We start from the raw sequence: 25,931 nt of genomic DNA, 5'->3' as shown, positions 1-25,931 counted from the left end.
CTTTAATAATCAGTATATTAAAATCAAATTTCATCTTGGGAAAATTGCTATAGAAGTGGCTGAGTGGGCAGTAAGCTGACGAAAAACAGAAGTATTTTAAAAAAGTAGCAGAGAAAAGAGAGGTGTGTTGCTAAAAAGCAACACACGCTAGATTTGTATTAGATTACGGAGCGGTACCCAACCTTGCAGCGCTGACTTTTTACTTGAGCACCACACCCAACCATTGAGTTGGTTATGCCCCAATAAGTGTTCACCTTGAACTACCGATAACTCCTGAGCAGTATAGTCCATTAATGCAACACCTTGTTTGGGATTGACTAAGCGAAACACTTGAGCAGGTACCCAACCAGACACTTGCTCCTCAGTTTCGCAGAAAAACCAATTGTCCCACCCCTCTTCGCCCTCATACTCTTCACCAACGGTCAATCTGGCACCTTGTTTAAACGTGATGGGGGTCGGAAACTCATTGATATGTTCCTTGATTACTTGATATTCGATATCTAACTGCTTATTTTCCAAGTTTTAACTCCATGTACGTCAGCCATTAGACTGGCGTTTTAGCTCTTCTAGCATACGTTCATCACCCATCAAGTTTTTAAGGATGGCTTTAACCTTGGGATCCGAGGCATTTTCGTAGAGAGAAAGCAAATCTTGCGCAATCCGTTGTTGCTGTTTTGGATCCGTGCCTGACTGGAAATACTGTGACATCAGTCCTTCTGCTGCGAGGCTTTTCACGTAATCATTGGGCTCTTGTTCTAACATTTTCACAAACGACTGTGACAAACGCTCATCAACGATAGGTGTGCGCGACACGAGCTCAAGCGCCTGTAGCCTCAACTTTTCATCACTCATGTTATGCGTCATATTGAGGATAGATTCTACCGCTTGATAATCATATTGCTCTAATTCATTGCGATTTAGCATAAACATGTTCATTTGTAGCTGGCTCATCGCCGCTAAACGTTCCGCCGCTGGTAAACTGCTATTCAGAATTTTCTGCTTTAAATCGTTGCTGATTTGACTCGCGTACTCAGGATCGGTCTTGATCCGCATTTCGTAGTCTTCGGGTAAGTCTTCATAAAAGCCATAAATTGGGTTTTCAGCTTTCATCTCATCGATTTTTTGTTGTTCACGTTTTTCTATCAACGAGAAGATTAGAGACTCAAACTCATCCGGCGCCTGCTCAGAGAGTAAGTCTGACTTTTCCATCGACAATGCCTGTAACCTCGTTTCAAGTTTATTGATCCGAGCCATTAACTTAGCGATTTGTTCAGGCTCGTCAGTTGAAATCTGAGTGTCCTGCGTATATTGAGTTGCATTATAGTGAGGCTGTTGAGTAGGGCTCTGATACGCATGTGGTGCTACAGGAGAGGTTGCTAATTTGGTTTGAATGACATTAAACCCAGAAAAAGCCAATGCAAGAACTGAGCATGAAAGCGCTATATTGAGTTTAAGATTAGACATGAACGAGTTACCCTTATAAAAAGTAGCAATGTAATAGATCTGCAAGACAAATACTGTAAATGATTGTACTGTAAATTGATACAGCAAGAGGCAATTACGTCAAGAATTATTACACTTTGCACAGGGTAGCCAAAACTAGCTTCCAAACAGATTGAAATGATTGCCAACAAGGAATGACCGTGAATAATATACTGCAAACTGTCCACTATAAACCCATCACATTGCTTTTACTTGGTATTGCGACAGTGACGTCTTTGCTTGGCAGCAGCCTACTTTGGCAAAGTCACCAAGCCTTATTTCAATGGATTTTGCCCTCAGCCTCACTACTTCTTGTGTTGCGATTAGGGTGGCATGTTCGCCAAACAAGCCTGGCAGTAAGTCCCTGTACTTTACACACAGACATAAAACTCTGTTGGGTTGCTCTGCTCTTATGTACTGGCGGAGATATCGTCAACTTCAATCTCTTCGAGCTTTACCATCGCCAAGATCAAACCATAAAGCATGACTACCTAATCGACTCTATTTGGTTTTTTGCCCTTGGTTATGGGCTTTTATTTGGACTGCTTATTCGGTTTTTAAGGCGAGAATTCTCATTAACATTAGCAACCGCGACTGTGTTGGTTGTTGTGTCTATGGCGTTATCGTTGTTTAGCTATCAAATGATGTACCTACCTACGATAAGCCAATACTCTCTGCTGTTGAGCGCAAGTTATAGCTTAATAGTGACCTTGCTTGGTGTTTTTGGTTTTTGGCTTATTATTCAAAACATTAAACTCAATGAACAAACCAACTACGCAGTTGCCATCGGCTTTATCCTAGCTATGTTAGCGGATGCTATCATCGGTCAATTTTGGCTGTTCGCAAACCAAGGGAATGGTTACTTCCCTATTGCGAGGCATGTTAATTGGGTCATCTATATTGGCTCGCAAACGTTACTATTATTGTTTCCTGTTGCCATGATAAAAACTAATGTTATTACACCTAAGGCTTAGGCAACAAAAAGGCCGAACGATGTCGGCCTTAACTATTTATGCGCTATATCGATAAGCGGCTTATCTTTTGACAATCGCATTGTGGTAAACGTTTTGTACGTCATCCACATCTTCAAGCATGTTGATTAGCTTTTCGAATGTCTCAATTGCTTCTGGATCTTCGATTTCTACGTGAGTTTGCGGAACCCAAGTGATCTCGTCGACCTCAAAAGTGATCCCCTCAAACGCTTCTGTCAATGCAGTTTTCGCCTTGAAGTACTCAGTGTGAGGTGCGAAAACAGAAACTTGGCCGTCTTCAACTTCTACGTCAGTAACATCAACATCAGCCATCATTAGCGCTTCCAAAACTGACTCGTCGTCATCACCTGCAAATCCTAAGATCGCAAAGTGGTCAAACATATGTGCCACACAGCCAGGATTACCTAAGTTTGAACCAGTTTTGGTAAACGGTAAGCGAACATCTTTGATAGTACGATTCATGTTGTCTGTTAAACAGTCAACGATGATCATGCTGTTACCTGGACCGTAACCTTCGTAACGCGCAGGAGTGTAATCTTCGCCCGCACCGCCTGCCGCTTTTTCGATTGCTTTATCAATAACGTGTGCAGGAACTTGATCTTTCTTTGCCTTGTCGATTAAACGACGTAATGACAAGTTCGTTTCAGGATCTGCGCCGCCATTTTTAGCAACAACGTAAATCTCTTTTCCGTATTTTGAGTTTACTTTTGTTTTTGCCGCCGCCGTTTTTGCCATGGCGTTTTTGCGGACTTCAAATGCTCTGCCCATCTTAATGCTCGTTTTTATAAAAATTGGCGAAGATTTTACCAAGACATTTGAGTTACGGCTATACCCTTATTATCCGTGATGATAATTTGCTTCAAGCAACAAGATTATATACTTGTTCTGCAACTATTTTGTGGCGAACCTAAACAACTTTACTATAGTTAATACTGTTTAAATTTACCGCTATGGGTGGCTTACGTATGATCATGTTTGGCTTGGGAAAAGCAAAAAAGCAAAATGGACAAGATGCTGCGCTCTTTCAACACTTTAAGGCTACAACCCCTTACTTAGAAGTGGATTATCAAACAGATATTGTTCAGGGTAGTTCGGCTTTCAATCGCTTACTCGGACACCCGACGAGCCACGAGCTGAAATCTCTAAGTTTTCTATGTCATACTTCAACGGATGCAGCCACACTCAAGCGTGGGCTCGCTCAACTTGAGCACCAAGCACATGTAAAGGTAGAAGTCTCTCTCAATACAGCGAGTGACAACAAGCCGAAGAAGTTATTACTGGAGCTATCGCGTACTCAAGAAGGTAGAATTTTAGTTATTGCGACAGACATCGATGATTACCTCACAACTATCGCCAACATGAGTGCAAATTTACGTGCGTTATCAGCGTCCTTTGCGGTTATCGAATTCGACATGCACGGTAAAGTACTGGACGCCAATGAAAACTTTTTGTCAGTTATGGGTTATGACTTGGAGGAAATACAAGGTAAGCATCATAGCTTATTCGTTAGCGATGACTACGCTGCAAGCGCGGAGTATGAAGCATTTTGGCAACGCCTAAATAATGGCGAATTTTTTGAAGGTGAATTCGCAAGGCAAACAAAATCAGGTAAAACGATATGGATCCAAGCCACTTATAATCCAATTTTTGATGAACAGAATAGGCCTATCAAAGTCGTAAAATATGCCTCAGATATCACCGCACAAAAATCGAAAGCCGCTGACTTTCAAGGGCAAGTTGATGCTATCAAACAAACTCAAGCCGTTATTGAGTTTGACCCTTACGGCAACATAAAGACTGCAAACAGGCTATTTTTAAATGCGGTTGGTTACACATTAAGTGAAATACAAGGTCAACACCATCGATTATTCGTGGCACAAGAAGAGGCTGAGAGCAGCGAATATCAAGACTTTTGGCACGCTTTACGACAAGGTAAACATCAATCCGGTGAGTTTAAACGCCTAACGAAATCAGGAAACACTCTGTGGATTCAAGCAACCTATACTCCCATCTATGACGAAAATGGCCAGTTGGGCAAAATCGTCAAATATGCCTCGGATATTACTCAAGCAAAGCTGGCGTCTTTCGACTTTGCCGGGCAACTCAAAGCCATCAATCGCTCGCAAGCCGTTATCGAGTTTGATTTGCAAGGTAATATTTTAAAAGCAAATGAAAACTTTTTATCTGTAATGGGCTACAAGAAAGAAGAAGTCATTGGCAAACATCACAGCATGTTCGTTGACAGTTTTTACGCGCAAGGCAGCGAATACAAAGCATTCTGGCAGCGTTTAAAACAAGGCCAATTTGAAACAGGTGAGTTTCAACGCAGAGGGAAAGGTGACAAAGAAATTTGGATTCGTGCCACTTACAACCCAATTTTAGATGAGCAAGGGAAACCGCTAAAAGTCGTGAAATTTGCGACAGATATTACCGAACAAAAAGCCATTGCTGCTGATTTTGATGGTCAGCTTCAAGCCATTCGTAAATCACAAGCCGTCATTGAGTTTGCAATGGATGGTACTATTTTATGGGCCAACGAGCCATTCCTAGATACGATGGGGTACTCACTTGACGAAATCAAAGGTAAACATCACCGTATTTTTGCTACACACGAACAAGCCACTAGTTCTGAATACCAGCAATTTTGGCAAAAGCTCAACCGAGGTGAGTTCGACTCAGGACAATACTTGAGGCTGGCAAAACAAGGTCAAGAGGTATGGATCCAAGCATCTTATAACCCTATTCTCGATCAACAAGGTCGCCCCTTTAAAGTCGTTAAATATGCAACGGATATCACAGAACAAAAACAAGCGGTTGAACATATTAAAGATGCTATCTTGGCAATGGAGCAAGGTGATTTAAGGCATAGGATCACCCACCACATAGGTGGCGAGTTCTCGGTGCTACAACAAGCAATGAACGGCTTATTCGATAAATTAAGCGACTTAGTTAACACCATAAACAATGGTGCAGAGCAAGTGTTTGATGTGGCTAAACAAATCGCGAATAACAACGAAGAACTCAATAGCCGCATTGAAAATCAAGCGGCGAGCTTAGAAGAAACTGCCGCCACTATGGAAGAGCTTACCGCTACGGTTAAAAAGAATGCGAGTAGCGCAAGTAATGCCGCTGAGAAAGCGACTATTGTTAGAGAAAAAGCACACTCAGGTAAAGCATCGATTGATGATGCCATTACCGCAGTAGGTAGAATCGAATCTTACAGCACGAAAATCTCTGATATTATCAGTGTCATTGACGAAATCGCTTTCCAAACCAACCTCTTAGCACTCAATGCTTCCGTTGAAGCAGCCCGGGCTGGTGAGGCTGGACGCGGATTTGCCGTGGTTGCCGGAGAGGTGAGAAACCTTGCTCAACGTAGCGCATCAGCGGCACGTGAAATCAAAGCACTGATCAAAAATAGCGTTGATGCAGTGGCGCAAGGCAGCAAACTTGTATACGAGTCTGGTACGACTTTCGATGAGCTAATGCAATCAATTGCCGAGGTGAGCAAAATGGTGGCAGACATAGATAACGCGGGGAAAGAGCAAGCTGAAGGGATCGCTGCGGTTTCCACCACCATCGCACAAATGGATAATATTACTCAGCAGAACGTTACTCTAGTTGAAACAACATCTCGTTCAGGTAGAAATATGGAAAATCAAGCCAAGCTCCTTACCGATCAAGTTGCATTTTTTCAACTAGATGAATAGTTAAGGATTTACTATCTACACAACCACATATAAGTAATTTATCTGAGTATGCCCGCTGTACCCTTAATGCATCGGGTATGTTAAGCTCGTTCGACTGGCTAGTCTCCCTTTTGTTTATCGCTTTACCCCATTTGGACAGTTTTATTAGACAAAAGGAAAAATGATGATAAGTCCAGTTACACCAAACAATTATCAGGAATTACTGGCCGTTTGGGAAGACTCTGTGCGAGCCACTCATGATTTTATCACTGACGCGGATATCGCTTATTTTAAACCTATTATTATTGAACAGGCGTTTCCAAACGTTACGCTACACTGTGTAAAAAATAGCGACGCAAAGATTGTCGGTTTTATTGGCGTGCATGACCGAAAAATCGAAATGTTATTTGTACTCGATAAGAACAGAAGACAAGGTGTCGGTACTAAGCTGCTTCGCTTTGCACTTGAAGCACAAAATGTGCAGTTTGTTGATGTCAATGAGCAAAACCCAGAAGCCGTAGGCTTTTATGAAGCAAAAGGCTTTAAGGTATATGAACGCTCACCAACTGACGATATGGGAAAGCCTTTTCCAATCCTACGAATGCGACTTCTAACGTCAGCTTAATTCAAATATGGGCCTACACAACAGGCCCATCATTTACTCTTGTCTAGTCAGAGCCCTTAGAAAAAATAAAATACTGAAATTTAAAGCAAAAACTCAATATAACCACATTGCATATAGTAAATGTACTAAAGCTACCTGCTTGACAAACATTAGTTATCTTAGCTAATCACTTTTATTAAGACCGTCCATTTATCGTTAGAAAAAACGCAGACTATTTACAATCATTTACTATTTAAGTAAGAGGCACAATAACATTTATCTCCACCTCTAAATTGGATATTTCTCAACCTAAAATCCCGTTTCCCAGTACAAAAAGCAACCAGCCCAAACCTATTAAATTAAAGTTAAATTGACAATTGCGCACAAAATAAAATAAATGTAACAAAACAAAAACAAGGAGAGAAAAATGATAAAACAGTTATTACTTACTTCCACTCTATTCGGATTAGCGATTTGTTCGACTAATGCACTAGCAGATCAAGTACTGTGCGCTGTGAGCCCCACAAGTACACCCCAGGAAATGAAACCTGATTTTTGCGGGAGTCAAAGAGTAACGTCCTCAAAACCCTACGTAAGTTTTCAATTTAAACCATCCAAACCCATAGAGCATGTGACATGGCAATTCAGCACACCACTGTCTGGTAGATGGGATTGTGGTGCACATCGTACAGAGTGTGTTTTTTATGACGATGGGGAAAATAATTCATCTTTTCGCGACGCTACAGCCTGTGTAAAAAGAGTACTTTACAAAGATGGTACATGGAAAAGTATGAACGAATGTGCAACTGCAATTTATAACTTAGGTTCTAGGTTCTAGAGCTCATCACAAACCAATAACAACTTGTAATATAAGGAATATAAAAATGAAAAAAGCAATAATTTCAAGTGCACTACTTGTACTCGCTACCACTACCTACTCACAGCAAGCTGAAGCAGCACACGTCGAGTGTTTGATTGGCGGAACCAGTACACAACAGTTTTTTGAGCCCGACTTCTGCTCAGCGATGACTAACACAAACCGCCCTTCAGTTGCATTTAGATTTATTGCAGATAAAGATGTTGCCGATGTGGTTTGGTCATATAGTGCATCAGCTACCGGGAACTGGGAATGCGGGAACGGTTCATACTGCCACTTTCGTGATAGTGGCAGACAAAATCACGACGTGTTTTATGATGCATCAGCTTGTGTAACAAGGGTACTTTACAAAGATGGCACATGGGAAAATACCAAACACTGTGCCACGGGACATTACTCGAAACAATCTAGCAATCCATTCTAAGAATTTGGTGTATATAAAGTTTGATATCAGTACTCTAAAGCTTATCGCGATCAAAGCATTCGTCACGCTTACCGTTAGCTCAGGGTAAAAGTCTAAGGATTGTATAGAAATACAAAACTTGGAACAATATCAAAGATATGTATTCAAATCTTATCTTGTACGGCAAGGCAGATTAGGTCGTAGTATGGGAAGAAGCTTTGGTATCACTGCAAAGCTTCTTTCTCATTTAATATGCACAGACTAAAAAAATAAATCAGAACAATCCAGTTCAGCAAGCATTATGTTACTTGGCAAACAATCTTCTCTCACAAAGCGTGCAAGTTCAGAGCGTTTCTCACACAATAATACATCCAATGCTAGACGATTTTTACCATAAATACCGCGATGTATCATATTGGCTGAAAATGCAAGGAGATCACCTGCGACCAAGGGAATGACTTTACTTCCCGGCAAACATTCATGGTTATTATGTCCTGATTGCTCTAACCTAACGTTTAACTCTTGAGGTGAGTCCCACCGTTTGTGAGTGCCTGGGATCAATTCTATTCCGGGCTCATCTTCCAGTGCCAATCGAAAGTGAATAACTTCAGGCCCTAACAACAATGCTTGTTTTTGCTCTTCAATGGTTAAATGATATTGTGGATCTCGGTGCCAGTAATTGAGTTGAGTGGTGTTCGCGGGGTTAAAAAATAGCTGAGTATTCATAAATCGAAACTCACGCGAAAATATGGACGAAGCTAGTGATACAAGAGAACCTGACGCAATGAATTGGAAAAGGGTAAGCCTTTGCTGTTCATCAAGGTACTTTGGTGCAGTAAGGTAGGCAGAATTGATTGCTCGACTCTGGTAAAAGTCATAATTGTCAGCCAGCCACGCATGATGAAATGCTAAAACGACTTGCTTGACTTTGTTAAGCTCGCGGGGCGATATAAAACTAGGCTTTACTAGATAACCATACTTATCAAAATTATGTGCTGATTTTACCATCACATATTGGCCTCTGGCATTGCCGGTCAAGCTCCTGTAACTAAATTGATTCCATACAGTTTTGAAATAGAGTCGAAAAGTATTCGGCTCCAACAATAACGTATATTTTTGATGCGACCCATTTGGCCCTAGCCTTTGACAAGAAAAGTCGTCGCTCTTTTTCATACCCATTCGCTAAGGTAAACGCCTCTTTGGCGAACCAAAGCGAACTGGTGTAGCTTCCCTAAACGTTCATAGGGCGTCTAACAGGGCTTCCGCCTTACTTACTTCAAATTGTTTAGGTTGTTCTACATTGAGTGATGTCACGATACCATCCTCAATAACCATAGCGTAACGCTGCGAACGCACACCGCCAAAAGGTCCAGTATCCATTTCAAGTCCTAGCGCCTTGGTAAAGCTTGCATCGCCATCTCCAAGCATCATAATTGCTTCTGCGTTTTGCGCATCACCCCAAGCTTTCATTACAAAAGCATCGTTTACCGATACACATGCGATGATATCAATGCCTTTTTCGGCAAATTTATCTGCATTTGCAACAAAGCCAGGTAAATGAGATGCAGAACAAGTTGGTGTAAACGCACCAGGAACCGCAAAAAGCACCACTTTTTTACCAGCGAACAACGTTGTTACGTCATGATTAACCATACCGTCAGAGGTGAGTTCGCTCAATTCGACTTGTGGTAATTTTTGTCCAACTTCAATCATTGTTTAATTCCTTCATTTAAGAGTTAAGCGCCTTCAAGGCCCTTTGTTATAGTAGTACATCACCCAAAAAACTATTATCAGTGACTACATTTCGACTTGTTTAATGTCAACTTGCGGGGTTTCATAGCCTGTAAAAAGTAACCACTGTTTTTCCGCAATAAAGGCAAGGCCACGACTACGGCTAAAGCTGCGTTCTGGCACACGGATGATATCTTTATGCACTTTACTAGCAAAGTCAAAATAGCTGATGCGAAAGTCCCCTCGCCACACATATAAGTAGTAAATACCAGAGTGTGACACCGACCAACTCGCACTGGAAGCCAAATGTGCATTTTTAAATAATAGCGTTTCTACTCCCGTTGCCAGATCCATATACCACATTTCTTGCAATTCGCCGCGATACACGTAAAGCAATCCTTCTTGCTCATAAGCAACATCGCCTTTGGTGAGCTTAACAGGAGCACTCTCAGAACTAAGTGGTAAATGATACAAGTCACGGCCATCAGAAACATAGACACCGCTTCCATCTGAAGACCAACTTGGCTTACCATGATATTCAAGTCCAGTATCGATTTGAGTAACCTGCTTAGAATTGACATCCAAAAGCTGAAGTTGGCTTCCTTGCTGAGACTTTGTTAAAAAAATAATTTTTGTACCATCTGGCGACCAGATAGGATGAAGGGCTTGCAACGACAACGTCGTCATTTGTTCACGTTTATCGCCAGTCAAGCTGGAAGTCCAGATTTCGTCAAAGCCAGATTGGTTAGATACAAAGACAATACGTTCGGAAAGAGGCGAGTAATTAGGGTATCGAAAACTAACTGGAGACTGTAACAATGGAAAAGGGGAGCTAGCAACCTGTGCATTTAAATCTAACTTCATAATAGAAGTTTTGATATTCCAATCGTGGAAATACAATCGACCAGAACGGCTAAAACTCGGATAACTTAACCCATCAAAAGGCAAGATGCCCAATGTTTTGCCTTCAGGACTAATTTTATATGCGCTACGTGTACCATGCTCAATAGACGAGATAACCAAATAATCGCCAGAAGGATGCCAACTAATTCCCCTTAAATCATCAAGCCCATTTAGTATTTTGATTTCTTTGCCTGTTTCTAAATCTTTTAAGTATAGATTTTCAAGTCCATTAGGTAAGTTACGAGTGATTGCAATTTGGGCTGCATTCGGTGCAAACTCTACACTTTCGAGTTCACTTCCTTCACAGTCTATTTCACAACCGAGCTCCGTTGACGTTCGATCGTTCAAATTTAATAGCGTAACCCGAGCCTCACCTGTTTGGTCTTTGTTCGCAATAAATCCCAACACATTATTTCTTACCGAATAAGTCAACGTCGTTGTCGTATCCGAAACGCAATTTGCAATGTATGACTGCACCTTAGTGATAACATCCAATGATTTTATCTCACACTGGCCTGCTCGCTTCTCGATATAAAAAAGCGTGCGATTATCTCGGCTCCACACCGAAACTGAAGCGTTTCCGGGGCCATTGGTCAACTCTTTAATGGGTAATTCTGGCTGCGCTAAATGCTTTAGATAGAGCCCCGAATGACTACCGAGCTTGCGCCAAGCAAACACCAAAAACTGTTCGTTCGGTGAAACACTAGGAAAAAGCTCCCGCCCTGGGTAGTCGGTTACCTCTTCAAGTTGAGGCGTTGGTTTAAGTGCTGATTGGCCGACAAAAAAATAAAAAAAAGCAAATAATACAAACAGTAAGATAGTCACTACAGCCATTATTTTGGCCTTTAAGGAGGGGCGTTGCATATCGTGTGGATCTGAATTAATCCTAGCGTTTGTAAAAGTTGGTGCTACTTTTAATCTGTATCCCGATTTTCTTATCGTCTCAATTATCTCTAGCTCGGACGCCTCTCTCTCCTCTTCACTAATAGCAAGTAGTGTTTTAAAGGTTTTGCGAAGGTGCCAAATCGCGTTAGTAAGGGCCTTTTCTCCAACAAACAAGTTACCGTCCCAAACTTGCTCAATAATCTCTTCTCGAGTTACAACCCTTGGATAAGCACGCGCCAATACAGTGAGCACTTCAATAAATTTCGGCTGAACACAACAAGTTTGCCTACCGCTTGATAACAGGTGGCCGATTGTATCAACGTTTACTTCTAATAACTTATAAGTTGTGCCTTGACGCATTTTTCCAACCAAGAGTAAATACATTGTAAATCATACCTAAAATAGTCACCAAAAGACAAAAGTAACGCGATAGACGCCTTGATATAAATTACACACACGACAAAAATCATCATAACAATCTGTATTTATTACTTATTTTCACAAAGATATTAAATAGAGTTAAAAACGTCAAAGAATAGATATCTAACTTATTGCATCAGTTGCAGCTCTAGTGAGAGTGTACTGAGTGAAGAGTAGCTTTCTTTGTTGCTCAAATATTATAAATAACAAACAAGGTTATTTATCTTTCTCAGTCAGCCCTAAAAACCAACAACAATCAGAAAAGAGGGACTCCCGTGTCACCTAACAATAATATTAAATTACTCGCCCTATCTATCGCGCTCGCTTGCAGCAATACGGCTGCTGCAAACGAACAACAAATCGATCTTCAGCAGATTGAACAAAGTGATACAGTTGCTAAATTGCAAAGTGAGGATCAGTCATTGGAAAAGATTGTCGTTACAGGATCTCGTATCAAGCGCGACAGTTTTTCAGTGTCAACACCTATCGCAACTATGGGGGCTGAATCGCTCAATGATTCAGGCTTTGGTTCACTTTCAGAAATTCTCTATGAAGAAATGCCTCAAGTAAGTGAAGGAACGGGGAACGGTAACTCACAAGGTAGTGTTCAAAATACCGGACTTTCAACTATAGACTTACGCGAATTAGGCGTAAGCAGAACATTGACTTTAATTGATGGCAGAAGAGTAGTATCAAACAGCTATTCAGGCAACTATGTTAGCCTATCAACCATTCCTAAAGGCATGGTTGATAGAATAGAAATCATTACCGGTGGCGCATCAGCAGCCTATGGTTCCGATGCCGTAGCCGGAGTCGTAAATATAATTACACAGCAAGACCAAGAGGGTGCCACTTTTAGTGTCAGAGGTGGTGAAAGTACCGAAGGCGGCGCTCAGGAATATACAGTAAGTGCTGACTACGGTACGACTTACCACAATGGCAAAGGTTACCTATTCGTCAGTGCCACTTACGACGAAGAAAAGGGACTAAGCTACTGGGATAGAGAGCGTGCTCAGCAGCAAGACAGCTGGGATTACGATAACGACCGTATGTGTAACGTGATGCTCACTGCCAACTACGATCCTGATACAAAAAGTGCTTACCATTGCATGAGAGATATTGATAAGTCACAGTGGGCTAGCTTGAGCGACTCAATTCCCGGTGGTGTATTTGATGAATCAAGCAGTACCAAACCTAACTCCGGCTTTTGGTATGACGGCACAACTTTACGTAACGATTGGCAAGAAGAGCTTCATGGTATCCACTTCAACCAATTTACTATGCTTAAGGTGCCCGACAAAGACCTCTCCGCAGCAGTTAAAACAGAGTACGAATTTGATTCTGGTATAGAAGCTTATTTCCAGCTGCAATACAGCCGTAATACCTCTCGGAATATTAAATCACCAGAAAGTGAGGATGAGTGCGATGCGATTGTGACCTATGACCCAAACAGTAATAAATTTGGTTCAGACTGCATGGGCCGTATCCCTTATGATAATCCATATATGCCAGAAGCGATCCGTGCAGAGGCAAGCTCAAAAGGCGTAAAATGGGATAGGCTATTCACCGAGGTTGGTAACATCATCAATAGCAATGAAAGAACGACTATCAGATCTTGGGGTGGCTTACGCGGCTACATCTGGGATGACTGGGAGTGGGATGTTTCTGTAGGTTACGGAAAATTCAAACAAGAACAGAGCCGTAGCAACGAAATTTACGTTGCGCGAGTCAAGCAGGCTCTGCATGCTGAGCGCCTTGTTGATGGTACGGTTCAGTGTAAAGACGAACAAGCTCGGGCTGAAGGCTGTGTACCAATTAATTTGTTCGGTGAAGGTTCAATCACGCCCGAAGCGGCGAATTATATTCGCGCTAACCCTTCCATTACGACTGATATAGACCAAGTGACCGTATCTGGCTTTATTACTGGTGATTTATTTGAACTTCCAGCCGGCCCCGTTGGTTCGGCATTTGGTTTTGAATATAGAAAGGACACACAAAGCGTATCAACTAACGTACCAAATGGTGGCGTAACATTTAACTACGTACCCACATTTGAAGGTGATGTAAGTGTTAATGAAATCTTCGGCGAATTGTCGCTGCCACTATTAAAAGATGCGCCAATGGCAAAATCGCTTAACGCCGAGATCTCTGCTCGCATCGCTGATTATAGCTGGGCAAATACAGGCTTAATCCAAAGCTATAAAGCAGGCTTCATTTACGAGCCAATCGAAGGTTACTCCATTCGTGCTAACTGGGCTCGAGCCATGAGAGCACCAACAATAACAGAGCTGATGTCACCACCTCGCGGCGACTATGATAGCTTTGATGATATCTGCGATGGTGTTACTGCAACATCAACTGATGCAGGCCACGACAATTGCCGTAAAGATGCGGGAATACAAGCTGCTATTGCCGCTGAAGGTACTTTTGAAGACGAAAATAACGGCTACTCACCTAACTCAGGGAATAGTGAGCTGTTTGAGGAAACCGCAGATACCATCACCATTGGTTTATCCTTAGCGCCCTCCTTTGCACCTGACTTTAGAATTGCGCTAGATTATTACGACATCAAAATCGATGATGCGGTGAGTTCGCTTGCTAATGAAGATATCATAAAGTTTTGTTACGCTTCATCGATGGAGTTCGGTGACAGTAACGAGTTTTGTCGTGATATTAAACGCGATGAAGAAGGGCAGATTTTTGAAGTTAATCAACGTGTCATCAACACGGATGAGATCCGCACTAAAGGTTACGATATCGCACTAGAATATGTGTATGACGCTAGCGATTACGGTAGCTTTAAGGTGAAAGCCGATTGGACACACGTGATCGAATACTCAATCACCAGTACGGGTCCCGATGGACAATACGAAGACCTTTATGAAGGCTACTTAAACGAAGATATTTTCGAAGACAAAGGTGCTATTTCACTGACTTGGTATAAAGATGATTGGCGTGTACGCTGGAGCACAAAATATAAAGGTGCAGTCGAAGCGAGCCGCTCGAGATACGAAGACTGGCAAACAGCTATCGCCAAGAACAATGAGCGCTGTGCAAAAGGCGAAACAACCTGTATAACCAACCCAGAACCGCTATGGCAAGGCGCGCTGCCGTCGGTTACCACTCACAGTTTGAGCGTTAACTATAGTATGGCGCTAAACGGTAATCGTACACTTTCACTTTATGGTGGTGTGAACAACTTATTCGATGAAAAAGGACCATTTATCGTTGGCGGCACAGGTAATTTTGATAGTGCCTATGGCTCAGGTGTTGGTCGCTTTGCATTTATAGGCGCAAAATACCAGTTTTAGACTTCTGCATTGATCCGAGGGGCTACCACTGAGTAGCCCCTTATCTTTAAATGAAAAAAGCCCCGCGCTAGGCGGGGCCAAAATCACTGTTTCGCTGATACAGGCTCAGCAAAAGTAACGTTAACTCTGAAGCTGTGTTAAGCAGTGCTACAGTTCACCGCTTGGCAACGAAACAGTGTACAACAACCTAATATTTAAAGGGAGTTAGGTTAATGTGGTCCGCTGTTGTCGGCTGGTGTCAACCAGTTGCTCTGCCAGACATAGTTACCATGGATATAAAGTAGTTTATCAGCTTGGATTAACCCTCTATCGGCCTCGGTATATCCGAGTGCTTTATCATTGTCTATAGGAGTTGCTACAGCTGCGCGACTACTGCCACGGTAAGTGAGCGTTGAATCTATACCTTGGATAATTTCAAACGCAGCAAGCTCATTTTGCGCAAACCAACTGTAATCGCTATCACTCGTTTGCTCCGTATTCCAGTAAACAACTGGCAATGTGAATCTGGTTACGGACTCATTGTCTTTCAGCATGGCTAATGTACGGTAGTCGTATTCTAGCGGCGTAAACCCCCCTGCAAAAGTGTGATCTTTGAGTAACTTTGGCTCGGCAGGATTTGCTACGTCAAACAAACTGACTTTGGTACCCGGCTGCACGTTTCCATCAGGGTCGCCAATGTGCTGGCCTACCCCCAGTAATAAGCCTTCACCAACTGGGTGCAGATAAGAAGAAAAACCCGGGACCTCCAAGCTTCCCACCATTCTAGGTTGCAATACATCAGATAAATCTAAGACATAGAGTGGATCAACCTGCCTAAAGGTTACGACGTAAGCCGTATCATTGAAATAACGCACTGCATAAACGTCTTCATCCACAAGCCCAGTATCCGGGTTAACTTTACCAATAGGTGTTGGGTTTTGACTATTTGGTAGCGTAGCCACAGTTTTGAGTTCTGTACCTTCTGGTTTAAGTACATATAATTTATGGCTATTACCAATCTCCGTATCATACTGACTCGTTACCACACGTAACACGCCATCTTTTTCATCAAAGCGCGTGGCAGCCATAGAATCGCTGACACGCGAAAGTTGGCCGTCAACCTCGCCTGTTGCTTGATATGTTACCCCTTCATCCGTTAACAGCAATTTATGTAATACCATACCAGAGGGATCCCAGAGTGAAGTTTTCACATCATCATCGCTATCGTTAAATGCATAATTGTATAGGTACACGGCGGTCGCTGACATATAAAAACCAAAGACTCGAGTACTGACGCAAGTTGTCTTCACATCATCAGGGTTACGAATGTCAATTTCAGTGACTGTTGTTAGGCCATTATAGCCATCTTTTGCAGTGGCATCGGCTGGTAAAAAACAGCCATCTGCAGCCACTAATGGCTCCGCACTTCCTTGCGTTAAGTTTCTAAATTTAGGTAATAAATCGTTAACGTTGGTGTTCATTAAACGATTGTAACTTGCTACTTTATCAGCAGGATTAAAATCACTATAGCTCAGCGTATGGTCTGCGATAACGTAAAGTTTGTCACCAATTAACCTACTACCAACTAATGAGCCATCGATTTGAAAACGTTTTTCAACTTCCGCTTGCGCTGGTAATGCAACGTCACTAAAGGCAAGTTCAATCACTCCTTGATAATTTATCTCAGGTTGAACGTCTAGCTCAGACATATCATCAGCAAAATCATACTCATAATCCATTAATACACTAACAAGCTGATTGTCTTGAAGGTAAAGGTTTTGGCTGGCAAATTCAGAGTCTGACACTGTTAACTCATTAACTTGGGTAGGAACATCGCCAGCATTGGTGTCCAAGATACGCACAAAGGTCTTATTGTCAGCATCTTGATATGCGACACCCGTTGAGCCTGCAATAAATAGATATCGGCCATCAAATTTAATTCGATCACTTTCTGACACACCGTCAACCAGTTGGTTTGTACCGGAATAAGGCTCACTATCCGTTGTTGATGGGTTTTCCAAGTCATCACTATTACTCAATCCACCACTGGCAACGAAAATACCGTTTTTGATAAACTGACTAAACTGAGCTGAAGAGGCCGTTTTTAACGGAGCCGAACTATTATTCAGGGCGTTAAGTTCTGGTAATTTGTCTTCATTGTTGTCACTACTACCACCGCATGCGCATAGGCTAGCGGCAAGCGGAAGACTGAGCCACATCTTGCATTTCATGATCTGTTTCCTTGTAAGTTAAGTGCAAACTAAGCCTAAACTTTCAGTTAAAAATTTCTGTTATCTTCGCAACTTGTTTTGTTATTTAATGTTACCCTTTCTGGTAATTTGTACGACGGCTGGTAAATTAGACTAGTAGCGATGTTGTGCTTTAATTGACAGACGTTTGGTCAAAGAAAAATATCTGCAAAAAAAGTGCAAAGCCCAACCCCAATACCGGAGTTCCAGTTGAATAAGTTTTTAATGGCCTTAGCCTTGTTGGTTACCACTCAGGTAAATGCCACAGCGGTGCCATGTGATGCAAATGACAGCGAATGCACGCCAGTCGACAAATGGCGGTTTGGCATTGCACTTGGCGGTGGGGTGATCTCAAACCCACTTCACGATGGTGAGAATATCCCTTTAGTCATCGTTCCCTACGTTAGTTACTATGGCGAGCATCTCTTTTTAGATAATGGTACCTTGGGCTACACCTTTTATTACTCCGATAAGTTTGATCTCAGTCTGATCGGGACTTTTAACACTGAGCAAGCCTATTTTGAGAGGTTCCACCCGAGTAACATCTTCGTACAAAAAATGGGGTTTGACGCCAGCGAGCAATTACCAGGTGGTGAATTTGCCGCAGAGCAAACCGCTATTTCTTTGGATGAAATCGAGTCGAGAAAATGGGCCGTTGATGGTGGTGTTTTAGCCCATTGGGTGGTAAACGATAGAGTAAAAGTCAGTGCATCATGGCTTACCGATATAACCAATACTTATCAGGGCTACAATGCGGATATTGGCGTTAGCTACCGTTTTCGTTTTGACAGCTCCCCAAATACTTATGTCTTTATTAAAGGTGGGCTAAAATGGAAGAGCCGACAATTAATAGACTACTATTACGGCATAGACAAAGCAGACATTGCAAATAGTGCGCTGTGGTATAAAGGTAGTTCAAGCTTTCAACCTTATATCAGTTTTGCCTACTCTTACCCTGTCAGTAAATCTTGGACATTCAAGTTTAACGCTAAGTATCAACAACTAGATAATGCAATGACAGATAGCCCGATTGTCGAGGACAGTTATACCGCGACGGTGTTTGTCGGGGGAAAATATGAATTTTAGGCTGTATTCAATAATAATTATAATTTTCAGCACGTCTAGCCAAGCTTTAACCAAAAAAAACAATGATGTCAGTCTTGAAATAAAACCGATTACATGCATGGTAAAACAGGCTGGGCAACGTTGTGAAATGACAGCAAAATTTGCTTGGTACGCGCCGACCTCAATGAGCTTATGCTTGTTTCAAGAGCAACAAAAGTTGCAATGCTGGGAGCACGCCAAGGAGGCGAAATCAACACAAATTATCCACCTCTCAAAATCCATGCTCTTTACCCTAAAAGATGCTAAAAATAACGTTGTTGCAAAACAAAATATTGAAGTACACACAAGCGTCAATCAACAATATAGACGTAAACTTAGAAGCGATTGGAGTGTGTTTTAATGGCTAAGGTGTTACTTGTCGAAGATGATGTAAAATTAGCGGAGTTAACCGCAAAGTTCTTAATCCATAACGGTTTTGAAGTTGTTCAATTGCACAATGGTATAAACGCCATTAAGGCAATAGAAGCCGAGAAACCTGATATTTTAATTTTAGATATTATGCTTCCTGGCCTAGACGGCTTCTCTATTTGTAAAGCGGCACGCGGTGAGTTTAAAGGGCCGATTCTATTCCTTACCGCCAAAGATAGCGACTTCGACCATGTAAAAGGGCTCGAAATTGGCGCTGACGACTATATCATCAAACCTGTTGAACCCTACGTGCTACTTGCTCGATTGAACGCACTTATAAGGCGCACACAAAATGATGAGGTACATTCAGATTCGATCACCTTGGGCGAATTACAAATAGATAAATCGGACCGTAAGGTCTATTTAGCAGGCGATGAAGTTGAACTAACTAGTTATGAATTTGACTTACTAAAAACGCTTGCTGGCCACGCTGGTGAAACACTTAGCCGAGACTATATCTATAAACACGTTGTTGGTCGCGAGTACGACGGATTAGACAGAAGCGTTGACGTACGTATTAGCCGTTTGCGAAAAAAACTTGGCGACAATCTTGAGCAACCCGCAAGGCTTATCACCGTGTGGGGCAAGGGTTACCTCTGCTCGAAGTCTGCTTGGGATTAGTGAATTCGTGCTAAAGCTATTACTCAGCCTTTATTTGGCTGTGTTTACCAGCATCGTCGTGATCAATCAAGTGAGCGAAGCCATCTGGTCTCATTGGGTGCATTCTGCGCCCGATGAGTTGCGACACGCAAAAGCGGTCGCCAACACGCTCAAAGCGAGTATTTCCTCACACAACTTACCCCAAGAGTCAGAAACCCTGAAAGTACTCGACATGGATGATGTCGCTTGGCTACCTGAGCAAGCCAGCACATTAATGCAAGGGGGAATTTTGACGAGTTTTGATGATGAAGGTAGTGCATGGCTCACTTTCAAAGTACCAAATTCAACCTCATTGCTACAATTAGGGCCACTAGCGCCAGCGGCTTCCGCTGCTAATAAAGAATGGGTTATCAAACTGCTTTCGTATGCCGTGCTCGCGTTTTTACTTATGCTGTGGATAAGGCCGTTGTGGCTCGATTTATTGCAACTGAGATATATCACCGAAAACCTCACTCAAGGTCAGCTACCCAATGCGGCCCGGCATTCCCGGTTTTCTGCTATTTCAAATTTAACCGAGCAGATCCGCGATTTAGCGTCTCAAGTAGCAAGGTTAATTGAAAACCAAAAGTTACTCGTCAATGCCGTTTCTCATGACCTACGAACGCCACTTGCCAGACTTAAATTTGCTCTCGCCATGCTACCAGAACAAAGCCGTGAACAAGCAAACGATATGGCAGATGATGTGGTCGAAATGGAAGCCATGATAGACGAAATGCTGGCTTACGCACGCCTTGAATTTGAAGTAGATAAACTTGAAGTAACACCACTTGACCTTTGCGCGCTTGTCGACGACCAGATAAACAAACTTAGTAAGCTCACCGATAAACAAATAACTCTTAATAAAAAGAGCACGCAGGTTATCGTCTCAGGTAACGCTCACTACCTCTCTCGAGCCATTCAAAATATTGTACAAAACGCCGATAAGTACGGTCGCTCAAACATCGAAATTAGTCTTGAATGTGACAAAATCAGCGCTTATCTTCATATCGAGGATGATGGCGATGGGATCCCTAAGTCTCAGTGGGAATCGGTTTTTATTCCGTTCTCTCGCTTAGATGAAAGTCGTAGCAAAGATAATGGTGGTTATGGCCTAGGGCTAGCTATCGTACGTAAAATTGCCACTTGGCATCGCGGCAGTTGCCATGTTGGGTTTTCCGAACTTGGTGGAGCTAAGTTCACGCTAACTTTGCCCCGCGCTTCATCTTGAAACTCTGATCACACGCACACCTGCTGACCTATGTGCGTGTATTCAAAGCATATAGAAGTTGACGGACGCAGCCCTAAGGGATAACAACGGCTAAAGAGCAAGTTACAGTTGCTATCCCAATTTTTGGACGATTAAGTGCGGATACGAGCTGGTGTCAGAGCTGCTACCAATAACATTCCTGCTATTAGTCCATACGGCAACCCAATCTCTATTTCATAAATAGCAGTTCCAACAATCGGGCCCATAACAATACCCATTCCTTGCGCCGCTGATATCGTTCCGGCAGCCGCACCTTGCTCATCAGCCTCCACCGAATTGGCAGCCAAAGCAGAGACAGACGGATATATCCATCCCATACCAAAGCCAGCGACACCATAGCAAACCCAGAGCAAGATGGGCGCTGATGCGAAAATCGCAGAAACAAATCCAGCGGCAGCGATGACTCCGCCGAATTGAATTAGTCGCGCAGGCTGCCATTCAAGCTTCTGTAGTGCCACTTGCGCGATAATCAGTGCCACACCAACAGTCGCGAGTGCAATACCTGCAGCGCGCGCAGTTTCAGCAGGATCAAGCTGAAGCCTATCAAGGACAAAAAAGCCAACCGTGATCTGCGCAACAGCCACGCTAAAAGCGGCAATAAAAGCCACAGTAACAGGTCTACGTAACCTTGCATCCGTTAAACGAACCCGGTTGTTGCTGGGTTTCACATGCCGTTCGTACTTTGGCAGTACCCACCAAAGAACAATCAGAGCAATGAGGGGCAACATTGCTGAAATATACAAAGGCATGCTTAAGCTAAAAGGCCCAAGCAGTCCAACAAACCCAGGACCAATCACCATACCAGCCGCACTTGACGCACCAATCCCCGCCATCGCTGCCGCACGTTGTTTAGGCACAACATGATCCGCGACTAAAGCAGCGCAGGTCGCCGGTACCGCAGCATAAAACATCCCAGCGAATCCACGTCCAACCACTATGCCTGCAAATGCAAGCACGGGCACTATTGCGGTCTGCATCGCAAAGTCGATAAAGACTGCTAACGATGCATAGCTAATGACAAAACCTGCCAGTCCAAAGAGTATCACCGGGCGCCGACCTTTTCGGTCACTAAGGCTTCCCCAGAACCGTGCCATAATAACCCAAGCAATCCCAGCAACTGTCATCGCCGCGCCAATTTGCCAAGCTTTGAGCCCAATCACATGAGCAATAGGACCTGCTAACGCAGTAAACCCCATTACAGCCATAGTACAAACAAATGTCTCAAACATCAGCGGCTTCAGACTAAATACATCACCCGCCTCTTGCACCCTCTCATTGTTGACTAAATTATTCATTTACTTTCCTGTTAATAATGCCAGTACGTATTCCATTTACACAAGTTGCATAGACTGTGTATTCCAAAGGTGCGTGTAGTGCCCTCCATGCGCTAACAGGCGATGGTGACACCCCGACTCCACTATTTTACCTTGCTCAAGTACGATAATGTTATCAGCCCCTTCTATACTAGAAAGCCGATGTGCAATGGTGACCACGGTACGATTTTGCAACAGGTTTTTCATGGCGATGATTACCTCTGATTGAGTAATAGGATCGAGTGAGGCTGTGGCTTCATCAAGCAGTACAATAGGCGCATTTTTTAATAGCGCTCGAGCAATCGCAATACGCTGCCTTTGGCCACCAGACAGCAATAAGCCCCCATCGCCAACTCGGGTATTTATGCCACTTGGTAAATTATCGATAAACTCTAAGCAATTAGCCGTTTTACACGCCTCTATCACTTCTTCATCGCTGGCATCAAGCCGACCAATACGAATGTTTTCAACAATACTGGCATCGATTAACTGGATATCTTGAAACACCATACCAACTAATTGATGCACACCCTTTGAGCCAATGTTTTTAAGATCTAGGCCACCGATTTTCACACAACCTGAATTAGGGTCAAAAAAGCGTGCGCACAAATTTAATAATGTTGATTTACCACTACCTGATGCGCCTACAATGGCCATTGTAGTGCCTTGTGGCACACAAAAACTCACATCATCTATGACCTTTTTAGACCCATGTTGAAACGATACTCGCTCAAACTCTATATCAAAATTGCTTGGTAATTGGGGATTATCTGGCTCAGCCAGCACAGGCTCATTTAGAATAGACTCAAGCTTGCGCTCAGACTGCATAGCCAGACGTAAAACCGTTAGATATTCGCCAACTTCTTGAAGGGGCTCGAGTAGTTTTATTAGCAGCAGGGCAAATAGAATAGTGGTGAAATCTATACCTGAAAAACGGTGCTCTGGTAAGGTTATGGCTAACATTATCACAAACATACTGAGCGCCATATTTAGCACGATGCGATAGGTTAATACGGGACCGGCTCCCCACATTTCCACTTGTAGGCTATGCTGCTTTGTTTTCTCTAACTGCTTGGCGAGGTGGGACAGCCATACTTGTGCTTGGTCATATAACTTGAGGGTTTTTAGTGCTTCAATATAATCGGTAATGGCGCTGGCACTTTGGCGATATGATTGCTGCTTAGCCATAGCAACTTGCACAAACTTTCGTTTCGACACTTCCATCACCCAAAATGCCAAAGGCAATAGTATCAATGTACTAATGGCATAAATAGGATTGATAAATAACATCACCACCAGACCAATCACAGGTGTCACCAAAGCAGAAATCAAATCGGGAGCGATATGGGAAAAAATACTCTCAATTTTTTTTATATCCTCAGTGAGTATTTCTAAAAACTCGCTACTGTGAGTACGCCGCATACGTCCGAGAGGCAGTTGTCGCACATGATTGATCAATTTAATACGATACGCATGGACAACCTGATAACTGCCTACAAAGCTTTGATATTGGCCTATATATGCACATAGCAGTTGCATTACAAAGCAACCACCTAAAGCCATAAAATAATCCATTGGTGTCGAAAGCCAGGGCACCACTTTTGACGTGGTTAAAAACTGCTGTTGTAGCCAGTGGAAACATAATAGCAGCGGTGCAATTGCTACACTACGTTCTAACACTCGAAAAACAACGCCAGTATAAAAGCGCCACTTACCAGAGCTTGCGTGTCCTATTACTCGAGCAATACTCAATAATGCTTGTCTGTCCATTTAAGCCTCATAGTTTATAGATTGGAAATCTGACGAGCCTTTTACCAGTTGTTGTTGCTCTCCTTCGCTGTGTTGCAGCAACCAACTGCGGCGATAATAGTCGCAACTCGATAACAACTCGTCATGAGTTCCCTGTGAGACAATTTTCCCCTCTTTCAAGACAAGGATCTGACCGATACTTTCAAGGCCAAGATACTTGTGGGTGATCACCAAGAAAGTAGTGCTTGGATAATACGTTTGAATAGCCTGATAGAATTTGGATTGTGTCACATTGTCCATTGCCGCCGCGGCTTCATCTAAAATCACCAAAGGGGGAGCGGCCAACAAAGCACGTGCAATAGCAATACGTTGTTTTTCTCCCCCAGACAAATTTTGTCCACGCACTTGTACCTGTGTTTCGAGACCTTCAGGTAATTGGCTTATCCAGTGCTTTATTTGAGCAGTCATAATGGCACGCTCTAGTCCATCGGGACTAACATGGCTGCGACCAAACAAAATATTATCTCGTAACGTGCCCTCAAATAAGTAGCATTCTTGCGTTACCACACTCATAAACTGCGATCGGACACTATCACTTAGTAAATTCACATCCTGCCCGAATAGTTGCACTTTACCTGATGAAGGAGACAATAAACCACATGCCAACATAGCAAGCGTAGATTTACCGTTACCAGATTCACCGACTATAATATTCAATGAATTAGGCACTAGCTTAAAGTGCACATCAGCCAAAACCTGATTAGAATGGTAAGCAAAATCCACATTATGAAACTGCATTAGAGGCAACTTTTTATCAGCTTTAACAGGTGCGCTAGATGAATTAGAAAAGCGCGCCATATAGATAGGTGTGATCCGTTTAACACCAGCTAGTAGCTCATTTGCCTCCATAAAAAAGCGACTCACTTTGATGATTGGATTAAGCATACCAACAGCCAGTAATATACTTAAAACAACCTGCTCAGTAGTGACACTTTGCGCACTATGAAAACTAATCGCAGCAGGTAACAAGCAAACAAAAGATGCACTCAGCAATGCGGTGTATAACGTCCAGCCTGGCACCGTTTGGCCGGTGAGTTCGAGCACCAACTTCTGGTATTGACCCAACTTTCGATTTAAAACGGCAAATCGTTCACTGTCTAAATTATATAGCTTCATCAGTGGCATATTTTTAACATAGTCACTTAGTGTCGTGGTCAAATCCTCTGACACAAGGCTAAAACGCTCATACTGACCAGCTGTTTTATACATAAATAAACTACTAATAAAAAATGCTAACGGCACAACTGCAACCGTGCTGAGAGCAAGCCGCCAGTCTATAAAAGCGATCACCGTAAAGACCACAAAAGGTGTAAGGATTGCGTTAAACAACTCTACACTTTGATGAGCTATAAAGTTTTCAATATGCTCAACATCTTGCAATATATTTTGTTTTAAAACGGCGGGGTTTTGAGCACTGAACCATATTAACGACATATTTGCCAATTGACTTGCGAGTGTCATTCTAACTTCAGTGAGCGCTTTAAAAGAGACTTGGTGACTGAAGTAATAGGCGCCCATAGCACACCCAGACTTCAATAAAATCGCGCCAAAAGTACCTGCTGCAATCCACAACAATAGGTCCATGGAGGTCGATAAAGGGTTAAGTAAGGCTTGGATAGAAAGAAATAACAAATACACAGGCACGATTTCAAGCAAAGTGACAAACACCATTAAGCTAAAAGCTATCAACATCTTGCCTTTATAAGGTGCGCAGATAGTAAAAATGATAGACCAAGGACTGCAATGCCCGTCGGTTTCATGCGACTCAACACGCATATACCTACTCCGTTAAATGCGGTTAAAAATAGGTCGTATAAACTAACCCGAAGCGACATTAACACCGAG

Annotated in this window: 19 protein-coding genes; 9 read left to right on the top strand and 10 right to left on the bottom strand. The window is 42.7% G+C overall.

The genetic code is table 11. The features are described from left to right. Positions 1-147: 147 nt before the first annotated feature. Positions 148-519 carry an SH3 domain-containing protein gene (locus tag L1D50_RS03335; protein ID WP_128726088.1) on the bottom strand — a complete coding sequence of 124 codons (372 nt, stop codon included), beginning with the start codon at positions 517-519 and terminating at the stop codon, positions 148-150. Positions 520-537: 18 nt separating this feature from the next. Continuing rightward, a complete protein-coding gene (locus L1D50_RS03330) occupies positions 538-1,464 on the bottom strand; it encodes a hypothetical protein (protein ID WP_128726089.1) in 927 nt (308 codons plus the stop codon). Between the two features lie 179 nt (positions 1,465-1,643). Between L1D50_RS03330 and L1D50_RS03325 the strand changes: the two genes are divergently transcribed. Next, positions 1,644-2,456, top strand: coding sequence for a hypothetical protein (locus L1D50_RS03325; RefSeq protein ID WP_128726090.1), 813 nt, complete (start codon positions 1,644-1,646; stop codon positions 2,454-2,456). 60 nt (positions 2,457-2,516) lie between these two features. Here L1D50_RS03325 and L1D50_RS03320 read toward each other — a convergent pair whose 3' ends face one another. Further along, the gene (locus L1D50_RS03320; protein ID WP_010375669.1) at positions 2,517-3,242 is read right to left on the bottom strand and encodes a YebC/PmpR family DNA-binding transcriptional regulator; all 726 of its coding nucleotides are present in this window, start codon (positions 3,240-3,242) and stop codon (positions 2,517-2,519) included. 197 nt (positions 3,243-3,439) lie between these two features. On the opposite strand from L1D50_RS03320, the gene L1D50_RS03315 reads away from it, so the two are divergent. The 3 genes from L1D50_RS03315 to L1D50_RS03305 all read left to right on the top strand — a co-directional run bounded on the left by L1D50_RS03315 (position 3,440) and on the right by L1D50_RS03305 (position 8,068). Then, on the top strand, positions 3,440-6,184 hold the full coding sequence (locus L1D50_RS03315) for a methyl-accepting chemotaxis protein (protein ID WP_239965518.1): 2,745 nt from the start codon (positions 3,440-3,442) through the stop codon (positions 6,182-6,184). Positions 6,185-6,347: 163 nt separating this feature from the next. Next, positions 6,348-6,788 (top strand): GNAT family N-acetyltransferase, encoded by a 441-nt coding sequence (locus L1D50_RS03310; RefSeq protein ID WP_138524021.1) that lies wholly within the window; start codon positions 6,348-6,350, stop codon positions 6,786-6,788. Between the two features lie 863 nt (positions 6,789-7,651). Then, a complete protein-coding gene (locus L1D50_RS03305) occupies positions 7,652-8,068 on the top strand; it encodes a hypothetical protein (protein ID WP_138523969.1) in 417 nt (138 codons plus the stop codon). Between the two features lie 240 nt (positions 8,069-8,308). Here L1D50_RS03305 and L1D50_RS03300 read toward each other — a convergent pair whose 3' ends face one another. The 3 genes from L1D50_RS03300 to L1D50_RS03290 form a co-directional block, all read right to left on the bottom strand. After that, positions 8,309-9,055 carry a phytanoyl-CoA dioxygenase family protein gene (locus L1D50_RS03300; protein WP_128726157.1) on the bottom strand — a complete coding sequence of 249 codons (747 nt, stop codon included), beginning with the start codon at positions 9,053-9,055 and terminating at the stop codon, positions 8,309-8,311. A gap of 231 nt (positions 9,056-9,286) precedes the next feature. Continuing rightward, positions 9,287-9,760 (bottom strand): peroxiredoxin, encoded by a 474-nt coding sequence (locus tag L1D50_RS03295; RefSeq protein ID WP_128726093.1) that lies wholly within the window; start codon positions 9,758-9,760, stop codon positions 9,287-9,289. An 84-nt stretch (positions 9,761-9,844) separates the two neighbouring features. Next, positions 9,845-11,950: a winged helix-turn-helix domain-containing protein gene (locus L1D50_RS03290; protein ID WP_235956700.1), complete on the bottom strand. Its 2,106-nt coding sequence runs from the start codon at positions 11,948-11,950 to the stop codon at positions 9,845-9,847. A gap of 311 nt (positions 11,951-12,261) precedes the next feature. On the opposite strand from L1D50_RS03290, the gene L1D50_RS03285 reads away from it, so the two are divergent. Next, positions 12,262-15,297 carry a TonB-dependent receptor gene (locus L1D50_RS03285; protein WP_239965517.1) on the top strand — a complete coding sequence of 1,012 codons (3,036 nt, stop codon included), beginning with the start codon at positions 12,262-12,264 and terminating at the stop codon, positions 15,295-15,297. A gap of 209 nt (positions 15,298-15,506) precedes the next feature. On the opposite strand, the gene L1D50_RS03280 is transcribed toward L1D50_RS03285, so the two are convergent. Then, positions 15,507-17,507, bottom strand: coding sequence for a beta-propeller domain-containing protein (locus tag L1D50_RS03280; RefSeq protein ID WP_138523967.1), 2,001 nt, complete (start codon positions 17,505-17,507; stop codon positions 15,507-15,509). 228 nt (positions 17,508-17,735) lie between these two features. Here L1D50_RS03280 and L1D50_RS03275 point away from each other — a divergent pair, with 228 nt between their 5' ends. Genes L1D50_RS03275 through L1D50_RS03260 form a run of 4 tightly spaced genes read left to right on the top strand, consistent with a single transcriptional unit; the run spans position 17,736 to position 20,925 of the window. Then, positions 17,736-18,611 carry a MipA/OmpV family protein gene (locus L1D50_RS03275; RefSeq protein WP_239965515.1) on the top strand — a complete coding sequence of 292 codons (876 nt, stop codon included), beginning with the start codon at positions 17,736-17,738 and terminating at the stop codon, positions 18,609-18,611. Further along, entirely contained in the window at positions 18,601-18,990 is a 390-nt protein-coding gene (locus L1D50_RS23380) for a DUF3019 domain-containing protein (RefSeq protein ID WP_128726096.1), read from the top strand. The genes L1D50_RS03275 and L1D50_RS23380 overlap by 11 nt, the downstream gene beginning before the upstream one ends. Further along, positions 18,990-19,679: a response regulator gene (locus L1D50_RS03265; RefSeq protein ID WP_239965514.1), complete on the top strand. Its 690-nt coding sequence runs from the start codon at positions 18,990-18,992 to the stop codon at positions 19,677-19,679. The genes L1D50_RS23380 and L1D50_RS03265 overlap by 1 nt, the downstream gene beginning before the upstream one ends. Before the next feature lie 7 nt (positions 19,680-19,686). Then, complete coding sequence (locus tag L1D50_RS03260) at positions 19,687-20,925, top strand: ATP-binding protein (RefSeq protein WP_239965513.1); 1,239 nt, start codon at positions 19,687-19,689, stop codon at positions 20,923-20,925. A gap of 131 nt (positions 20,926-21,056) precedes the next feature. On the opposite strand, the gene L1D50_RS03255 is transcribed toward L1D50_RS03260, so the two are convergent. Genes L1D50_RS03255 through L1D50_RS03245 form a run of 3 tightly spaced genes read right to left on the bottom strand, consistent with a single transcriptional unit; the run spans position 21,057 to position 25,862 of the window. Continuing rightward, positions 21,057-22,259 (bottom strand): MFS transporter, encoded by a 1,203-nt coding sequence (locus tag L1D50_RS03255; protein ID WP_239965512.1) that lies wholly within the window; start codon positions 22,257-22,259, stop codon positions 21,057-21,059. Positions 22,260-22,295: 36 nt separating this feature from the next. Continuing rightward, positions 22,296-24,047, bottom strand: a complete 1,752-nt coding sequence (locus L1D50_RS03250) for an ABC transporter ATP-binding protein (RefSeq protein ID WP_239965511.1) — start codon at positions 24,045-24,047, stop codon at positions 22,296-22,298. Then, complete coding sequence (locus L1D50_RS03245) at positions 24,048-25,862, bottom strand: ABC transporter ATP-binding protein (RefSeq protein ID WP_239965510.1); 1,815 nt, start codon at positions 25,860-25,862, stop codon at positions 24,048-24,050. Positions 25,863-25,931 lie beyond the last annotated feature (69 nt).

Origin of the sequence: Pseudoalteromonas sp. Isolate6 (assembly GCF_022398435.1) — a bacterium.
Classification (GTDB): Bacteria; Pseudomonadota; Gammaproteobacteria; order Enterobacterales; family Alteromonadaceae; genus Pseudoalteromonas; species Pseudoalteromonas galatheae.
The sequence above is the reverse complement of the archived record's forward strand: the minus strand, read 5'-3'. Positions and strand labels throughout refer to the sequence as shown.

Excerpts from the sequence above, each read along its gene's own strand:
- L1D50_RS03330 (WP_128726089.1), bottom strand. The coding sequence starts at position 1,464 with ATGTCTAATCTTAAACTCAATATAGCGCTTTCATGCTCAGTTCTTGCA.
- L1D50_RS03320 (WP_010375669.1), bottom strand. The coding sequence starts at position 3,242 with ATGGGCAGAGCATTTGAAGTCCGCAAAAACGCCATGGCAAAAACGGCG.
- L1D50_RS03315 (WP_239965518.1), top strand. The coding sequence starts at position 3,440 with ATGATCATGTTTGGCTTGGGAAAAGCAAAAAAGCAAAATGGACAAGAT.
- L1D50_RS03310 (WP_138524021.1), top strand. The coding sequence starts at position 6,348 with ATGATAAGTCCAGTTACACCAAACAATTATCAGGAATTACTGGCCGTT.
- L1D50_RS03305 (WP_138523969.1), top strand. The coding sequence starts at position 7,652 with ATGAAAAAAGCAATAATTTCAAGTGCACTACTTGTACTCGCTACCACT.
- L1D50_RS03300 (WP_128726157.1), bottom strand. The coding sequence starts at position 9,055 with ATGGTAAAATCAGCACATAATTTTGATAAGTATGGTTATCTAGTAAAG.
- L1D50_RS03295 (WP_128726093.1), bottom strand. The coding sequence starts at position 9,760 with ATGATTGAAGTTGGACAAAAATTACCACAAGTCGAATTGAGCGAACTC.
- L1D50_RS03290 (WP_235956700.1), bottom strand. The coding sequence starts at position 11,950 with ATGTATTTACTCTTGGTTGGAAAAATGCGTCAAGGCACAACTTATAAG.
- L1D50_RS03280 (WP_138523967.1), bottom strand. The coding sequence starts at position 17,507 with ATGAAATGCAAGATGTGGCTCAGTCTTCCGCTTGCCGCTAGCCTATGC.
- L1D50_RS23380 (WP_128726096.1), top strand. The coding sequence starts at position 18,601 with ATGAATTTTAGGCTGTATTCAATAATAATTATAATTTTCAGCACGTCT.
- L1D50_RS03265 (WP_239965514.1), top strand. The coding sequence starts at position 18,990 with ATGGCTAAGGTGTTACTTGTCGAAGATGATGTAAAATTAGCGGAGTTA.
- L1D50_RS03255 (WP_239965512.1), bottom strand. The coding sequence starts at position 22,259 with ATGAATAATTTAGTCAACAATGAGAGGGTGCAAGAGGCGGGTGATGTA.
- L1D50_RS03250 (WP_239965511.1), bottom strand. The coding sequence starts at position 24,047 with ATGGACAGACAAGCATTATTGAGTATTGCTCGAGTAATAGGACACGCA.
- L1D50_RS03245 (WP_239965510.1), bottom strand. The coding sequence starts at position 25,862 with ATGCGTGTTGAGTCGCATGAAACCGACGGGCATTGCAGTCCTTGGTCT.